This window comes from Halobellus sp. H-GB7, from assembly GCF_030848585.1.
Taxonomy (GTDB): domain Archaea; phylum Halobacteriota; class Halobacteria; order Halobacteriales; family Haloferacaceae; genus Haloquadratum; species Haloquadratum inordinatus.
Window position 1 is genome coordinate 1 of the sequence record NZ_JAVDDW010000009.1, and the last position, 15,795, is coordinate 15,795.

Annotated in this window: 16 protein-coding genes and 1 tRNA gene; 7 read left to right on the forward strand and 10 right to left on the reverse strand. The window is 64.8% G+C overall.

Going from position 1 to position 15,795, the window contains the following annotated elements; all coding sequences use genetic code 11:
- The first annotated feature begins 50 nt into the window (after positions 1–50).
- The 6 genes from RBH22_RS13705 to RBH22_RS13730 all read left to right on the forward strand — a co-directional run bounded on the left by RBH22_RS13705 (position 51) and on the right by RBH22_RS13730 (position 3,857).
- A tRNA-Cys gene (locus RBH22_RS13705) sits at positions 51–126 on the forward strand.
- Between the two features lie 136 nt (positions 127–262).
- Positions 263–1,165, forward strand: coding sequence for an alpha/beta hydrolase (locus RBH22_RS13710; RefSeq protein ID WP_306677854.1), 903 nt, complete (start codon positions 263–265; stop codon positions 1,163–1,165).
- Positions 1,166–1,236: 71 nt separating this feature from the next.
- On the forward strand, positions 1,237–1,878 hold the full coding sequence (locus RBH22_RS13715) for a helix-turn-helix domain-containing protein (protein ID WP_306677925.1): 642 nt from the start codon (positions 1,237–1,239) through the stop codon (positions 1,876–1,878).
- A 116-nt stretch (positions 1,879–1,994) separates the two neighbouring features.
- Positions 1,995–2,843, forward strand: a complete 849-nt coding sequence (locus tag RBH22_RS13720; protein ID WP_306677855.1) for a hypothetical protein — start codon at positions 1,995–1,997, stop codon at positions 2,841–2,843.
- Between the two features lie 143 nt (positions 2,844–2,986).
- The gene (locus RBH22_RS13725; RefSeq protein WP_256546224.1) at positions 2,987–3,148 is read left to right on the forward strand and encodes an HVO_2142 family zinc finger protein; all 162 of its coding nucleotides are present in this window, start codon (positions 2,987–2,989) and stop codon (positions 3,146–3,148) included.
- A 94-nt stretch (positions 3,149–3,242) separates the two neighbouring features.
- Positions 3,243–3,857, forward strand: a complete 615-nt coding sequence (locus RBH22_RS13730; protein ID WP_256290316.1) for a VOC family protein — start codon at positions 3,243–3,245, stop codon at positions 3,855–3,857.
- Positions 3,858–3,880: 23 nt separating this feature from the next.
- On the opposite strand, the gene RBH22_RS13735 is transcribed toward RBH22_RS13730, so the two are convergent.
- On the reverse strand, positions 3,881–4,918 hold the full coding sequence (locus RBH22_RS13735; RefSeq protein WP_256290315.1) for a zinc-dependent alcohol dehydrogenase family protein: 1,038 nt from the start codon (positions 4,916–4,918) through the stop codon (positions 3,881–3,883).
- 195 nt (positions 4,919–5,113) lie between these two features.
- Between RBH22_RS13735 and RBH22_RS13740 the strand changes: the two genes are divergently transcribed.
- Positions 5,114–5,908, forward strand: a complete 795-nt coding sequence (locus RBH22_RS13740) for a hypothetical protein (RefSeq protein WP_306677856.1) — start codon at positions 5,114–5,116, stop codon at positions 5,906–5,908.
- Positions 5,909–5,935: 27 nt separating this feature from the next.
- On the opposite strand, the gene RBH22_RS13745 is transcribed toward RBH22_RS13740, so the two are convergent.
- The 9 genes from RBH22_RS13745 to RBH22_RS13785 form a co-directional block, all read right to left on the reverse strand.
- Positions 5,936–6,928 carry a ribonucleotide-diphosphate reductase subunit beta gene (locus RBH22_RS13745; RefSeq protein ID WP_256290313.1) on the reverse strand — a complete coding sequence of 331 codons (993 nt, stop codon included), beginning with the start codon at positions 6,926–6,928 and terminating at the stop codon, positions 5,936–5,938.
- A gap of 10 nt (positions 6,929–6,938) precedes the next feature.
- Positions 6,939–9,452, reverse strand: coding sequence for a ribonucleoside-diphosphate reductase subunit alpha (locus RBH22_RS13750; protein WP_306677857.1), 2,514 nt, complete (start codon positions 9,450–9,452; stop codon positions 6,939–6,941).
- A 35-nt stretch (positions 9,453–9,487) separates the two neighbouring features.
- The gene (gene nrdR, locus RBH22_RS13755; protein ID WP_256546228.1) at positions 9,488–10,015 is read right to left on the reverse strand and encodes a transcriptional regulator NrdR; all 528 of its coding nucleotides are present in this window, start codon (positions 10,013–10,015) and stop codon (positions 9,488–9,490) included.
- 479 nt (positions 10,016–10,494) lie between these two features.
- Complete coding sequence (locus RBH22_RS13760; protein ID WP_306677858.1) at positions 10,495–10,725, reverse strand: hypothetical protein; 231 nt, start codon at positions 10,723–10,725, stop codon at positions 10,495–10,497.
- Between the two features lie 98 nt (positions 10,726–10,823).
- Positions 10,824–11,153: a hypothetical protein gene (locus RBH22_RS13765; RefSeq protein WP_306677859.1), complete on the reverse strand. Its 330-nt coding sequence runs from the start codon at positions 11,151–11,153 to the stop codon at positions 10,824–10,826.
- Positions 11,154–11,350: 197 nt separating this feature from the next.
- Complete coding sequence (locus tag RBH22_RS13770; RefSeq protein WP_306677860.1) at positions 11,351–12,250, reverse strand: ABC transporter ATP-binding protein; 900 nt, start codon at positions 12,248–12,250, stop codon at positions 11,351–11,353.
- Positions 12,250–13,305: an iron ABC transporter permease gene (locus RBH22_RS13775; RefSeq protein WP_306677926.1), complete on the reverse strand. Its 1,056-nt coding sequence runs from the start codon at positions 13,303–13,305 to the stop codon at positions 12,250–12,252. The genes RBH22_RS13770 and RBH22_RS13775 overlap by 1 nt, the downstream gene beginning before the upstream one ends.
- Before the next feature lie 71 nt (positions 13,306–13,376).
- Positions 13,377–14,300 carry an NAD(P)/FAD-dependent oxidoreductase gene (locus RBH22_RS13780; protein WP_306677861.1) on the reverse strand — a complete coding sequence of 308 codons (924 nt, stop codon included), beginning with the start codon at positions 14,298–14,300 and terminating at the stop codon, positions 13,377–13,379.
- Between the two features lie 2 nt (positions 14,301–14,302).
- Complete coding sequence (locus tag RBH22_RS13785; RefSeq protein WP_306677862.1) at positions 14,303–15,478, reverse strand: ABC transporter substrate-binding protein; 1,176 nt, start codon at positions 15,476–15,478, stop codon at positions 14,303–14,305.
- Positions 15,479–15,795: the final 317 nt, after the last annotated feature.

The window sequence follows — 15,795 nt, forward strand, 5'->3', positions numbered from 1 at the left end:
CGATAGCGGACCGCTAGGCTTAAACGCAGAAACGGAATAGAGATAGGTGCGCCAAGGTGGCAGAGTCTGGCCGAACGCGTCCGCCTGCAGAGCGGATCATCGCCGGTTCAAATCCGGCCCTTGGCTTGGCATTTTGCGGGCACCCTCTCACCGCGTTCAGTATCACGAGCGGCAGCGTTGTCGAGCGCCCCTCCAAAAATACATAAACCACCGGATGGATCCGGCACCAACCTCTCGGTGCGGAGACGACTATCGACACCCAATGGCGACATCCACCTCTAATCGGCCGCGACGTCGTTCCGAGGCCACGAACGGTCGCACACGAACGGTATCGATAGCCGCAGACAAGCAGGTCGCCTACAGCGAGTACGGCGACCCGGACGGCCGACCAGTCGTATTTTTGCACGGAACTCCCGGTTCGCGTTTGTTGGGACGGCTGTTCGACGCCGACGCACAGGAGCACGGGGTTCGATTGCTCGCCCCGGATCGACCGGGATACGGCCGCTCGACGCCGTGGCCGGACCAGTCGATTACCGACGCCGAAACATATGTCAGTGCCATCCTCGACGACGCCGACGCCGGATCGGCTTCGATCGTCGCGTTTTCGGGCGGGAGTCCGTATGCACTCGCGACTGCGGCCGCTCGACCGGACCGGGTCAGTCGCGTCGATCTCGTCGCCGGAGCGACGCCGCCGCATCTCAGCGAGACGGTGCCACTAACACAGCGTCTCCTGGGGGGGCTGGCGTCGACGACGCCGACGCTCCTCGGGGTGCTGTTTCGCGGGCACGCGTGGCTGGCCCACCGCCGCGATCCTGCGTTTGTCGTCGATCAGTACACTGCGGGGGAGGCCACCGGCTCGATACCGCAAGAGGTCGCCACGGTCGTGCAAGCCGACTTTCTCGAAGCGTTCGCTCACAGTCGGTGCGGAGCCGTAACCGATTTTCAGAACGTCTCGACCGAGTGGGAGATCCGATTCGAGGATATCGACGTCCCGGTGCATCTCTGGCACGGCGACCGCGACACGAACGTTCCGATCACGGATGCTCGACGCCTCGAAACCACACTTTCGACGGCTCACATCCACGTCCTGGAGGGTAAAGACCACCTCGGCACGTTGCTTCGGGCGGTTCCAGAAGCTCTCGCGGCGCATCGCTCCGAGACGTGATGGCTGGGCGCCCCCCGCCGCGAACCGCCGTGATTGATACGTCCCGCAGCACGACGTGGCCCAACGGCGAGATGAAACGCGTCCAGTTTGCCGTCCGGTACCCCGAATTCGTCCACCCGCTCCAGCGACAGGTCGTCGCAGAGACGCCCCTCACGCGGACCGAGCTGCTGATGTGGAGCCCGACTGCGGACGCGACGAGCCTCTGTTGGCTCGACGTCGACCGCGACGCTGCGGCGGCGGCCACCGAGGCGATCGACTCGCTCCTCGCGAGTCACTTCGTCGAAGGAGCTGACGGCACGTACGCGTTCCTCCAACAGGACGACTACGAGTTTTCGGCGGCCATTTTGGAGACGATCGTGGACGCGCGCGTGATATTCCTTCCGCCGGTCGTCTTCCTCGACACGGGCGCGGTTCGGTTCGAGGCCGTCGGCGAGCCGACGGCACTCAGTACGTTCCACGAGCGACTCTCCGCGCTCGGTACGCTCTCTATCGAGCGCGTCCACGAGTTCGAGCGGCGCGCAGCGCCATCGGGCCTCACCGACAGACAGCGGGCCGCACTCGCAGCAGCCGTCGACGTCGGCTATTATGAGGTACCTCGGGAGGGATCCGTGGCAGACGTCGCAGACGCCCTCGACTGTTCGTCGAGCACGGCCGGAGAACTGTTACGCAAAGCGGAGGCAGCGGTCGTGAAACAGCACACCGAGCGGCAGTGATGAGCGGTCGTTGTCTGATCTGATGCCCCCGTCGACGTCGTGGTCGGCGCACGCCCCCCGGAAACGCCTTCCGGAAAACGGTAACCGTTATACGCCACGTGACCAAATCCGGAGATATGCAACGACGTGCCGCGGCGATTTACGTCGCACTCTTCATCGTCATCGGTGCGGCCTCGTATTCGCTCATCGCGACCGCACAGACGCCACACGTCGAGTTCGAGAATCCGGAGTACGAACTCGCTCAGGGCGATCAGTTCCAGGTCGGCGAACAGACCTATACCGTCTCAACGATCACGACCACCGAGCAGGGCGGCGGTCACGGCGGAATCGCGACCACCGTCGTCGAGGGTGAACTCCAGTATACGAACGAATCCGCGCGCTACACCGCCGCGTGGGAGAACAACTCCACGCAGTCATTCGACGGGAACGAGTGGCGCGTGCTCGTCGGTAGCGGCGACGATCCCACGACGTTCACCCTGCGCGAGGACATCAACGAGACCGCGATCCTCCAAGAGGACCCCGCAGCGAGTGAGGAGATGGTGACGCAGAACGGCACGCAGTACGTCGTCATCGACGGCTCCGAACTCGTCCCCGCGAGCGAGTACTTCCCCGAGCCCGAAACGCGGACGTACGCCGAAGGCGACACCGTTCAGTACGAGGGCAACGCCAGCACCATCGACGCGGTGACCACGAGCGAAGTCACGCTCGCGTGGACGGGCCCGCGGACGAACACGATCGGCGTCAGCGACAACTCGAACGTCACGCTTGGCGGCGAGACGTACCTCGCACACTTCGCCGACGAATCGACGCTTCAGCTCACTCAGGACTTCGAGAGCTTCCGGCAGCAGAACGCCGAAATCGACCAGCACACGCTCCACAAAAACGGCCTGTGGGGCGTCAGCATCGCCTCGTTCCTGACGGTGATCTTCCTCGTCGGCTTCGCGTACCTCCCCTCGCGGTACTAACCGCACTCGACCGCTTCTTTTTCCGTTCGCCCGCACCGAGCACTGGCACGTCTGCCGCGTGCACCGACGCCATCGATCGGCCTGTCGGCTATCTATAATGAAAGATCGACAGGATAATGTAGCAGCCCCCATTTCGCAGTACTATGTCGATTCAGCGACCGTCCGGCATCGGCTCCGAGTGGTGCCCTGACTGTGGCGACGAGATGTCGTTCAGCGGGGTACAGCCGGCGGGCTACGCCCAGTTCTTCTGTGAGCAGTGTCGCTATCGCCGGGACACGTTCGTCGGGACAGACGTCGATCGCTGATTCTGCCGGACGTGATTCGGGCGCTTCGTGGACGACGCAGTGGTGACACCGGTGTCACTCCGATACTTATGCTGGTCGCGATGCTACCTCCGGTATGAGCGACGAAACGCCCGTCACCGCGGACCGGCCGGACAGCCCGATTCAGACGACCGGGACCGACCACATCACCATCTGGGGGAGCAACGAAGAAGACACGCTCGCGTTCTATCGCGACCTCCTCGGGATGCCGCTCGTTCTCCGCCAGCCGAACCTCGACGACCCCTCGCAGACGCACCTGTTCTTCGACACCGGCGACGGCCGCATTTTGACGGTGTTCGTCGGCGATCGGGATTCGAACCGCGGCCCGCAGCGCGGCGGCACCGGGTCCGTCCACCACCTCTGTTTCAGCATCGCCCCCGAGGACTTCGAGGACGTCGCGGCCGCACTCGAGGACGACGGCCGCGGCTACAACGTCTTCGACCGGGGGATCTTCTTCTCGCTGTACACCCACGACAACAACGGTCTCGTCATCGAACTCTCGACGGACAAATACGACATCCCCGAGGACCGCCGCGGCGAGGTGCTCGCGAAGGCCCAGGAACTGCGCGTCGAGGACGGCGCGGAGTACGCCCAGGACGAACACCTCGCGGCCGCACTCGAAGCACTCGGCCTCGACGCGACTCCGTACGACCTCCCCGACGCCTCCTCGGGCGTTGGCGGCGTCGAGTGAACTGACGCGCCGCGTTCTTCGTTTCAGACCTCGACGAGGACTTTGATCGCTTCGCGTTCGTCCATCGCCCTGTAGCCCTCGGCGATGTTTTCGAGGTCGACCGTCTTCGTGAACACCGGCGCGGGGTCGAGCGTCCCCTGCAGGACGTCGGCCATCAGTTCGTCGGCGTACGCGCGAACGGGAGCCATCCCGCCGCGGAGCGAGATGTTGTCCCCGAAGAACGAGAACAGATCGAGGCCGCCGTCGAGTCCGTGCGGGACGCCGACGTAGCCGATCGTGCCGCCCGGGCGACAGACTTCTGCCGCCATCTCCATCGACGAGGCCGCGCCAACACACTCCAGCACGTGATTTGCGCCGCCGCCGGTCAACTCGCGGACGCGCTCGACCGCCTCATCGCCCCGCTCGGCGACGAGGTCGGTCGCGCCGAACGATTCGGCCAGTTCCAATCGGTCCTCGTGATGGCCGACGGCGACGATGCGCTCCGCCCCGAGCCGGCGGGCCGCGAGGACGCCGCAGAGCCCGACGGCCCCGTCGCCGACGACCACGGCGGTCTCGCCCGCCTCGACGCCGGCGCTCACCGCAGCGTGGTGGCCGGTGCCCATCACGTCAGTGAGCGGAAGCAGCGACCGGAGCGCGTCCTCGTCGTCGGCGTAGCGGTCCGGCACGCGGACGAGTGTGCCGTCGGCCTGCGGACAGCGGATCTTCTCACCCTGTGCGCCGCCGTTGTCGCCGCCCCAGCCGTCGCCGTTCACGCAAGAGGTGTGGAGCCCCTTCCGGCAGAACTCACAGGAGCCACAGCTGATCTTGAACGGGGCGAACACGCGGTCGCCCGGTTCGACCGAGCGGACCTCCTCGCCGACGGCTTCGACGATTCCCATCGGCTCGTGGCCGATCTTCGATCCCAGGTCGCGGTCGCTCTCGCCGCGATAGAACCAGAGGTCCGAGCCGCAGACGGCGGTGTGTGTCACGCGGACGATCGCGTCCGTGGGAGCGCTCAGTTCCGGTTCGGGTACGTCCTCGACTCGGACGTCGCGGGGGCCGTGATACACTGCTGCGCGCATACCGGCTCTGCGTCCGGCGCGAGGAAAAAGCCGGGGTTCGCGGCGGATTCGGTCGGCGCTCCGTAACGGTTATGACGATTGTTTAGGTATACCTAAAATATGCGTAGCGATCGACTACCACAGCATTCGAGCTCCGGTCGGCCTCGCGGCTCCGGCGATTCGGGACTGGAATCGGAAGCGGGGAGGTGACCGAGCGTGCCCGACGTCGACGCCGCCATTCGCGATCTGACCGCGGCCCGTCGCGCCGTCCGCGACGAACGGCGCGAGACGCAGCGCCAGCGACGCGGCTTCGAGCAGTTCCGCGCGACGGTCGCCGAGACCGAGCCCGTGAGCGCCGGTGGCACCGCCGAGCGTCTCGGATCGCCGTCTCCCGGATGGACGACGGGCGCGGCGGCGACGACCGACGATCGGTGCCGTCGCGTCCGCGCCGCGTTCGAGGAGTACGTCGTCCCGCACGTCGACGACGAATCGGCGACGGTCCGCGCGGTGCTGGCCGCCGAGTTGAGCACGGAAGTCGCCGTCGCGCTCGCGTCTACGGGCGGCGGCAATCGGTTCACCCAACCGCTCCAGCGAGCCATCCTCGAACACGTCGAACAGCGCCTCGCGGAGAGTCGGGTGATGTGCCGCGCGCTGGCGATCGAACTCGACTCGCTCGACAGCGCCATCGAGACGTTGAAACACGTCGAACAGTCGTTGCCGGCCGTCGACGCATCGGTTCGGATCCTGTCGGAGGACGCGGATCTGTGGACGCGTCGCGAGCGCGCCGCCTCCCTCGAAGACGACCTCGACGCCGCGATCCGCGAGCGACAGTCCACGCTGGAGAGCGTGACCGCGACCGAGGTGAAAGCCGGGATCGGTCACGACACGGTCGTCGAATACCTGTTCGGCGAGCGGGAGGTTACCTACCCCGCCCTCGATGCGCTGCTCCGTGGCGTCCGGGAGTGTCGGCGGCGACGTGACGAACTCGACGACGCGCTCGGTGACAGGTGACGTCGCCCTGCGCGCGCCAGTGGTGTCCTACCAGTCGAGGGACCCGCCGCTCTGGTACTCGGTGACCTGCGTCTCGAAGAAGTTCTTCTCTTTGTTCAGGTCGACGGCTTCGCTCATCCACGGGAAGGGGTTGTCCGTCCCGTAGCTCTCTTCGAGGTCCAACTGGCCGAGCCGGCGGTCCGCGACGTGTTCGACGTACTCGGAGAACTGCTCTGGGCCCATCCCGAGGACGTCCTCGGGACACGCCTCGCGCGCGTACTCCTGTTCGAGGTCGACGGCCGTCTCGATCAGGTCGCGCACCTCCGCGCCGAACTCCTCGGTCCAGGCGTCGGGATGTTCCCTGCGGATCTGGTTGATCAGATCGACGCCGAAGCCCACGTGCAGCGACTCGTCGCGCATAATGTACTCGAACTGCTGGCCGATGCCGACCATCCGGTTCCGGCGCTTCAGCGCGAGCATCATCGCGAAGCCGGCATAGAAGAACACGCCCTCCATCACGACGTAGAAGCCGACGAGGTCCCGGAGGAGATCGCGCACGTCCTCGGTCTCGTCGAGGCTGAACTCCGGATCGTCGAGGTTCTGCGTGAGTTCGACGACGAACTCGTCTTTCTGGCTGATCGTTGGGATGCGATCGTACATCCCGTAGAGGTACTCGGGGTCGAAGCCGAGCGAGTCACAGCAGTAGATGAAGGTATCCGTGTGGATCGCCTCCTCGTAGGCCTGTCGAAGGAGGTACTGCCGACACTCCGGCGCCGTGACGTACTCGTAGATCGCGAGGACGATGTTGTTCGCCGTCAGCGACTCCGCCGTCGAGAAGAACCCGAGGTTCCACTCGACGAGTTGTCGCTCCGAGTCGGTGAGTTCGTCGCCGTTCCACTGGGAGATGTCGTCCTGCATCGGAATCTCCTCGGGGACCCAGTTGTTGGCGACGCCGTCGCGGTAGTACTCGCGCGCCCAGTCGTAGTCGATCGGCAGGATCTTGTTCGGGTCGTGTTCCGCGTCGTGATTGAGTAGTGGCATCTTCGTCACCTCACTGACAGGCCTCGCAGGTCGGATCCTCGACACGTGCGAGGTCGCTGTCGCCGTTCTGATCGTCGTCCGCGGATCCGTCTCTATCTTCGTCGCCGGCGGACCCGACGTCTCGGCGCTGCGTCCGGCCGTACTCGGCCATATCGAGCGTCGACTTCTCGATCTGGGACGCGCCGAGCGTCCGGAGGTAGTAGGTCGTCTTCACGCCGAGCCGCCACGCCGTCTTGTAGACGTCGTCGAGCAGCGAGCCGTCGGTGCTGGGGAAGAAGACGTTGTGTGAGACTGACTGGTCGATCCACTGCCCGCGGTGGGCGGTCAACTGGAGTTGGTGTCGCGGGTCGATCTCGAACGCCCCGCGGTAGAGCTCTTGCAGGTCCTCGGGGATTTCGTCGATCTCCTGGATCGAGCCGTCGTGGAACTTGAGCCGATCGAGCATCTCCGAGTCCCAGAGGCCCCGCGCTTTCAGATCCGCGACGAGCTGGTCGTTGATGATCGTGAAGTCACCGCTCATATTCGACTTCACGTACAGATTCGAGTAGATCGGCTCGATCGACGGGGTCGTCCCGTTGATCGTCGAGACCGTCGCCGTCGGCGCGACCGCCATCGTGTTCGAGTTGCGCATCCCGTGCTCGCCGATGTGGTCGCGCACGCGGTCCCAATCGAGGGTCTCCGAGCGATCGGTCGGGATCTCGCGGCCGCGTTCTTCTTCCAGCAGGTCGACGGTATCGTGCGGGAGAATGCCGCGGTCCCACTTGCTCCCCTCGTAGGTCTCGTAGGTGCCGCGCTCTTTGGCCAGGCGCGAACTGTTCAGGAGCGCGTGATAGGAGACGAACTCCTGCCAGCGGTTCGACTTCTCGATCGCATCTTCCGATCCCATCGGGACGCCCACCTGCATCAGCGCGTCGTGGAAGCCCATCACGCCGAGGCCGATGGGTCGGTGGCGCATATTGGAGTATTCGGCCTCGTCGGTCGGGTAGAAACAGAGGTCGACGACGTTGTCGAGCATCCGCATCGCGGTCTCGATCGTCTCCGCGAGGGCGTCGCGGTCGAGTCCGTCTCCGGAAATGTGATTCGAGAGGTTGACGCTTCCGAGGTTACAGACCGCGTGCTCGTCGGCGCTGGTGTTGAGCGTGATCTCCGTACAGAGGTTCGAGGAGTGGACGGTGCCGACGTGGTCCTGCGGCGAGCGGACGTTGCTCGGATCCTTGAACGTGATCCAGGGGTGGCCCGTCTCGAAGAGCCGCGTGAGCATCGTCCGCCAGAGTTCGGCGGCGTCGACGCGCTCGTACTGCCGGAGTTCGCCGGCTTCGGCCTTCGCCTCGTACTCGCGGTACAGTTCCTCGAACTCCTCGCCGTACGTACTGTGGAGGTCGGGAACCTCGTCGGGCGAGAAGAGCGTCCACTCCTCGTCGGCCTCGACACGCTTCATAAACAGGTCCGGCACCCACGCCGCGGTGTTCATGTCGTGGGTCCGCCGGCGCTCGTCGCCGGTGTTCCGCCGCAGGTCGAGGAACTCCGGGAAGTCGAGGTGCCACGATTCCAGATACGCGCAGGCGGCCCCGCGGCGCTTGCCCGAGCGGTTGATCGCCGCCGTGACGTCGTTGCTGATCTTCAGGAACGGCACCGTTCCGGTGGATTCGACGCCAGTGCTCTCGATGAGAGCGCCCCCCGCACGGAGGTTCGTCCAGTCGTTGCCGAGCCCGCCGCTCCACTTCGAGAGCTGTGCGTGGTGCTTGTAGGAGTCGAAGATGTGTTCGAGGTCGTCTTCGACCGTCGTGAGGTAACACGAGGAGAGCTGTGGGTGCGTCGTGCCGCTGTGGAACAGCGTCGGCGTCGAGGGCGTAAAGAGCAGCCGCGAGAGGACGTCGTAGAACTCCAGCGCGCGCTCCTGGGGGTCGTCTTCTTCGAGCGCGAGGCCCATCGCGATGCGCATCCAGAACGCCTGCGGCAGTTCGAGCGGTTCGCCGTCCTGCTCGATCCGGATGAAGTACCGCTGGGTCAGCGTCGACGCCGCGAGGTACTCGAACTTCTCGTCGCGGTCGAGCACGAGCGCGTCCGCCAGTTCGTCCAGATCGAACCGACCGTCGGTCATCCGCTCGTCCAGCAGGTCTTCCTCGACGCCGCGCTCGACGTTCGCGACGAACGTGTCCCGGTACAGTGCGTCGTAGTCGGCCGCGCCGTCACGGTCGCTCGTGCCCGCGTCGTCTGTGGTTTCCTCGCTCTCCGTTCCGAGGAGGTCGATCGGCTCCTGTCCGGTCACCTCGTCGAAGTACCGATCGAGGTGGAGCACGGCCCCGATGCGCTTGTACGCGGGGTCGCGCTCGATCCGGGCGGTCGTCACGTTGATGAGCGCCTCGTAGACCTCGTCTCGAGAGGCGCCCTCGTAGAGGTCGCGTTCGGCTTCCCGCACGAGGTCGGCGGCGGTGTCGTCGTCGACGACGTCGGTCTGTCCGCGTCGCGCTCGGTCGAGTAGTTCTCGTATCGCTGCGTCCTGTGTCGCTGTTGCGCTAGCCATCTTATCTAACTCCTGAGTTGCGTATCGCTCGGGCCTCAGTCCGCCTCCGAGTCGGGTGGCGAATCCGGACCCGAATCCGCATCGTCTGTGATCACTTCCTCGCCGTCGAGTTCCTCGTCTATGATTCGATCGAGCTCGCGGACGAACTCCTCGGGGTCGGAGAACGCCTTGTACACCGAGACGAATCGGACGTACGCGACGGAGTCGACCTCCCGAAGCTTCTCGGAGACCAACTCGCCGACGAGTTTCGAGGAGACGATGCGCGTCCCTCGATCCCGGATGTCCGCGTGAATCTCCGCGACGAGTCGGTCGACTTCGTCGTCTGTGACGGGGCGCTTCTCGACGGCGCGCTCGATGCCGCCTCTGATCTTCTCGCGGTCGAACGGCTCGATCGAGCCGTCCCGCTTTTTCACCTGGAGCGTCTCCCACTCGGGGCGCTCGTAGGTGGTGAACCGGAAGGAACACCGACTGCACTCGCGGCGACGCCGCACGGTCGTCCCGTCCGCGCCGCTTCTCGTGTCCACCACGCTCGTCCGGTCGTGACCGCAGTCCGGGCACTCCATAGTTGTCACTCGTCGTCCCTCCAGGCGGTTAATCCCATATATTGTGGGTCAGCTATCTCGGCCGCACTATGTCGTATTCGACGACCCCTGCATAAACGTTTCCCAACGTAGTTGCCATAGAACAAATTTAGTTGTATTCGATCCCGGTGGGCCGGATCGCGTTCGCCGGCGGTGCGGAAATTCCTATCGTAGCATTTGCAACTGATTGCGAACTAGATCAGACGCTGTCGAACGATCGGGTGCGTGAAGACTTGCAAATGATACTGTAGCTGATAGGGATTATCGTAACTGTTCGGAGATTCTCGCCGTCCCGTCCGGCGAGAAATCTATGAGGGCTTACGATAGGCCCTATGACTACGTGCTGATGAGGGCACGCTGCCGACGGCAGGCGACACTCTCGGACGCAGCGCGAACCGTTCGACGACCGCGGAGAAATCGAGCGTCGGAGATTCGCGTCAGCCTGACCGGCGAGCAGGCCGCTAGCCCTGATACAGCGGCGAGTCCTCGGTCGTGCACGCGGGACGCCCGCAGACGCCCGCCTCCTCGCCCGCGCGCTCGACGCCCGGCGCGAGGCGGTGCAGTTCCCACGTCGCGTCGTGGCCGGTCTCGGTACGGTGGGTTTCGATGAACCCCCGCGCCGTCGCGAGTTTGTCGAAGGTCTCTGTCAGGTCGCACTCGGGGCACGTGACCGTCGCGCGCTTCTCGGCCATTGTGGTCTGTAACCGCGGGAACGTACTTAACGGCGCGGGTCTGCCCGTCACGACACCGCTACGTGGTCGGTCCGACGACCCGCTCTGTGGTCGCTGTCTCATACTGTCGGACAGAACGATGTGAAAATTATCGGCACCCCGTGGGTGCCAACATAGTTCACGAACTTCTGTCCGACAGTATCAGACGCAGCGTCCTCCACGGCGATCAGGTCGTAGTAGGGGAGGCGGTCGTCGTAGCGACGGAGCGTTCGCCGGTACTGCTTGGCCGCCCGGACGGCGCGTTCGGCCACCTCTCGGGTCACGAAGCGATCACCGGCGACGGGTATCGGCTGCTCGCCCGTCCGCCCGCAGACGACTACGTAGCGCCCGCTGTCGCTCGCGAGTGCTTCGGTCCGCGCGCGGAGCGCCGTGAGCGACGGTTCTGTCATCCTCTGGCGTGTGCGTGTCGGTTCGTCGGTGACCTCATCGGGATCGGCGTCTTATCCGCGCTCTCCGTTTCCGCCTCGGTGCCCTCAGTGCTCGTCTGCAGTCCACTACTCCCTTCGTGCCCTGCGGTGAGTATCGGTGTGCTCGCCGACAGGGGGCCGCGTCTTCGTCGAGCCATATTTTTCGTCCAAGCCTATTCTCAGTCGTCGAGCGCGCGGTGGGGAGCGATGTGCGGTCCAGTCGGACTCTCGCTGTCGACGCTGGCGTCGACGTGGAACACCTCAGAGAGGAGTTCTTCGGTCACGACGTCGCGCGGCGGCCCCCAGTCGTAGGGCTCGCCGTCTTTCATCGCGACGAGGTTGTCGGCGAAGCGCGCGGCCTGCCCGATGTCGTGGAGGACGATGCCGACGGTCACGCCCTGCTCGCGGTTGAGCGTGCGGACGACTTCCATCACCCGCAGTTGGTGGTGTAAATCGAGATACGTCGTCGGCTCGTCCAAGAGGAGCACGTCCGTCTCCTGGGCGAGGACCATCGCGATCCACGCCAGCTGTTTCTGGCCGCCGCTGAGGTTCTTCATCTCTTTCTCGCGAAGGTCTTCGACACCCGCCAGGTCGATCGCGCGCTCGACGGCTGCCTGGTCCTCGTCGCCGACAGACTCGAAGAACCCGCGGTGTGGGTACCGCCCGTGGTAGATCAGGTCTTCCACGGTGAGGCTCGCGGGCGACTCGTTCTCTTGGGAGAGGAGGCCGAGGCGACGCGCGAGTTCCTTCGATTCGAGCGACTGCACCTGTTCGCCGTCGAGTCTGACCTGCCCGCAGTCGGGCGCGAGCTGGTTCGCCATCGACTTCAGGAGCGTGCTCTTGCCGCTCCCGTTCGGCCCGACGAGCGCCGTTACCTCGCCCGCTGGTAACAGGACGGTCTCGCACTCGACGACCGGCTCGTCGGTCGACGGATAGCCGATTTCGAGGTCTTCGCCCCGAAGCTCGACCGCCGAACCGTGAGCCGCCGATGCATCTGCGTCCGTCGCGGTGCCGCCCGCGTTCGATTCGCCGTTCGATCTGCCGTTCGATTCGCGCTCGAAGCGTTCGTGCTCGGACATCAGATCTCACCTAACGCGTCCTGTTTCCGCATCAGATAGAGGAAGTACGGCCCGCCGATCAGTCCCGTGACGATGCCGACCGGGATCTGCGTCGACGCGCCGACGAGTACCTGCAGCCCGAGTCGCGCGCCGACGTCGGCGGCGACCATCAGCGCCGGGCCGGCGAAGAGACAGCCGACGACCAGTTTCTTGTACTCGCTGCCGACGATGTTGCGAACCAGATGCGGGACGATCAGCCCGACGAAGCCGACGATCCCCGCGACGGCGATGCTCGCGGCCGCCGCGAAGACGGCGATCCCAGAGAGCGCGAACCGGACGCGCTCGACCGACATTCCGAGCGCTCGGGCGGTGCTCTCGCCGAGCAAGAGGACGTTCAACTGCCGGGAACTGACGAGCGACAGCAGCATCGCGAGCGCCGTCCACGGGAGCGCCATCCGCACCTGCTCCCAGTCTGTGCCGGTCAGCGACCCCGTCGTCCAGGCGATGGCTGACTGGACGACCCCGATGTCGCCGGCGAAGAAGAACAGTCCCGTCTGGAGCGACTGGAAGATGGTCCCGACGATCACGCCTGCGAGGACCAAGCGGACGGGCGAGGTCCCATTCTTCCAGGCGATCGCGTAGACGATGAGAAACGCAATCGCGCCGCCGAGCGCGGCCACGAGCGGCAGGAACGCGGACAGCCCGGAGAACACGACCAGCGTGAGGAGGATCAAGAGCCCCGCGCCCGAGGAGACCCCGAGGATGAACGGACTCGCCAGTTCGTTCCGCGTCACGGCCTGAAAGATCGCCCCCGAGACGGCGAGGTTCATCCCGACGAGCATCGCGACGAACACGCGCGGCAGTCGGATGTTCCAGACGATGAGGCTCCGCTGATTCATCTCCGGGAGGTCCGCACCGAAGACGAACGCCTCCCACGCCTGCAGATTGAGTAGTACGTTCGGATTCACGACGGCCTGCCACGCCTCCACGACGGTCATCGAGTAGGTCCCGAAGCTCACCTGCACGAGGCCGCCGGCGACGACGACCAGCACGCTCCCGAGACAGAGACTGAGCAGCGCGCCGTCGACGCCGGCGAGCCACTGCTGTACCCGACTCGTAGATTCCGCCCCGGGAACCGCGCTGTTACTCACTGGCCGCTACCCCCGCCCGACGCTTTCGCGCGTCCCTCGATCTCGCGGGCGGCTTCGAGGATGTACTCGTCGTCGACGTGTTCGAGCAGCCGCTTGTGTCCGCGCTCGGTCCGCCGCTCGATCTCCGATTCGGAGACGTACGTCGCGACTCGGCGGTCGATCTCCTGCTCTCGGAGTTCGAGAAGCTGCCCTTCGGCCACGTCGTCGTCGCCGTCGACCTGCTCGTCGAACCACGCGTCCCACCGATCGCGGTCGGTCCACTCGCCGGTCAGCGTCGCTTCCTTCCGGCGCCAGTCCCAGTGCGGTGCGATCGCCTCCGGGAACCCCCGCTCGCGCCGCACGTCGGCAAGAAGCGTCCGCGCGCCGCGCGCGCCGCGACCGGCGGACATAATCGCCTGTGCTTCGGCGTCGCCCGCCGGCGAGGCCACGTACAGGCCGTCGATCGGCGTCGTCCCGTCCGGGTCCGGGTAGTCCCGATCGAAGTGTTCGCGCCGCTCGCCCTCGTGCTCGTGGACCGCGAACATCTCGTCGCTGCCGAGCGAGCGGAGGAAATCGGCGTCGTACCGCGCCGCGGCTACGACACGCTCGGTCGTGACGGTGCGGTCGTCTTGGGTCCGCACGACGAACTCGCCGTCGCCGCTCCGAGCCACTGCTTCGACCGTGTCCGAGACGATCTCACACCCGGCCGTCGCGGCGTGGTCGTGCATCAGGTCGTACATCGTCTCGATGTCGATCCCCGCCGGGAACCCGAGGTAGTTCTCCAGATACGCACACCGTCGCAGCGACGCGGGCCCGCGATCGAAGATGACCGCGTCCAGCCCGTACCGGGCGAGGAACACGCCCGCCGAACAGCCGGCGGGACCGCCACCCACGATGACGACGTCGGGGTCGGTGGCGAGCCCATCGCCGTCGTTCTCCATACTCAGAAGTCCCCGTGAACGACGTCAGCGACGCGCTGTTTATCGAACAACTCTTCGTCGACGTCGTAGAGTGTGCCCGCGAGCCGCTCGGTCACGAGGAGGTTCGTGATCGGCCCCTGATAGAGCGGCCCCGCGCGGTACACGTCGCCGTTCGAGACGGCGGTGAGTTCGCTCGCGATGTTGTGATTCTCCATAAACGCGACCACAGTATCCTGAAACTCCGTCGCGGTCTTCGCCTCCTGTCCGCGGACCAGAAGCACCTCGGGGTCGACCTCCAGCAGCGTCTCGAAGTCGATGGATCCGCGGCTGCTGTGGAAGTCCTTGACCTCGGTGTTCGCGAGCGCGTCTTTCACTTTCAGGTCGTTGAGGTGTTTGAAGCTCGTGCCCTCGTCGATGACGTACGGGTAGAACTTCTCGGGCTGGTCGCCGCCGCCCCAGACGACGGCAGCCGACGGGCGCTCGCTGCGACCGGGGACGACCGGCGCAAGGTTCGCCTGGAAGTCCTCGTGGATCTGTTCGAACGCCTCGTAGCGGTCCGTCCGCTGGAACACCTGCGCGAGTTTCTCGAAGGCCTCGTACAGGGTGTAGTACCGGTAGTCGTCGTGCCAGGTGTAGTTCCGCGAGAAGATGCTGTTGCCGAAGATCGGCCCGACCTGATTCCGCAGTTCGTCGACGTCGGTCTGCTCCCACGTTCCGCGGTTCAGGAGGAAGTTCGGGTCGAAGACGTGGACGTCCGCGTCCAGCGCGTGAAACTGCTCTTTGCCGACGCCGCCGTCACCCCACAGTTTCGTGATTCCGTCTTTGTCGACGCTCACGCCCGGGATCTCGTCGTAGTACTGGGTGTGATAGCGACTCGGGAGCCAGACGCCCTTCGGTGCTTCGAGCCCCAGCGCGATCCCCATATCGGCCCAGCTACCGTTGTTCGCGACCCACGTCTCGGGAACCGACTCGAACGTGACCTCACCGACGGGCACGATCTCGACGCTGTAGGATTCGCTTCCCTCGGGCGTCGCCGTGGCGGATTCGGTGTCTGCGGCCGCCGTCTCTGGTGTCGCCGTGTCGGTCGTGTCTGATCCCGACCCGCCGCTGCACCCTGCGAGGAGACCTGCGGTAACGACGCCAGCACCGTACCGAAGATAGTCTCGTCGCGTTGCGTTCCCGTCCGTGTTTCTCGCCATACCTTTTAGGCCACCCTAATCTGTAAAACCACTTTCGAACTTTTGGCAGACCTAAAAAGAGGCCTCTGCCGCCGACAGCATACCAGAAACAACTATAGATTTATTAAATACTGCCTTAGTCAGAGTTATTTCTTTTATATGGTCTGATATAGCAAAAGAGGAGAGATCATTTTCGAGCAGTATCTCACTATAAACAAAAATAACATTTATCATCTGGCTCCCTCAGGACGCACGAAAGAATTATATCTGGCTGTCTATATATCCTAAATAGAGAACATAGTCGTATATACTCATATGTTCAATTCGCCCGGGCTCGT